The organism is Desertibacillus haloalkaliphilus, assembly GCF_019039105.1.
GTDB lineage: Bacteria > Bacillota > Bacilli > Bacillales > KJ1-10-99 > Desertibacillus > Desertibacillus haloalkaliphilus.
In genome coordinates, this window is sequence record NZ_JAHPIV010000608.1 from 1 (window position 1) to 326 (window position 326).

3 tRNA genes are annotated in these 326 nt (G+C 55.2%); all 3 read left to right on the forward strand.

The window, feature by feature from the left end:
• The first annotated feature begins 82 nt into the window (after positions 1-82).
• Positions 83-156 (forward strand) — tRNA-Trp (locus tag KH400_RS23500).
• Between the two features lie 7 nt (positions 157-163).
• Positions 164-239, forward strand: a tRNA-His gene (locus tag KH400_RS23505).
• Between the two features lie 12 nt (positions 240-251).
• A tRNA-Gln gene (locus tag KH400_RS23510) sits at positions 252-326 on the forward strand.

The window sequence follows — 326 nt, forward strand, 5'->3', positions numbered from 1 at the left end:
GCGAAGTGGCTAAACGCGGCGGACTGTAAATCCGCTCCCTCAGGGTTCGGCGGTTCGAATCCGTCCCCCTCCACCATATTTTAGGGGCATAGTTTAACGGTAGAACAGAGGTCTCCAAAACCTCCAGTGTGGGTTCGATTCCTACTGCCCCTGCCAACTAGTGGCGATTGTGGCGAAGTGGTTAACGCACCGGATTGTGGCTCCGGCATTCGTGGGTTCGATTCCCATCAATCGCCCCATATAGACACTGATGGGCTATAGCCAAGCGGTAAGGCAGCGGATTTTGATTCCGTCATGCGCTGGTTCGAATCCAGCTAGCCCAGCCA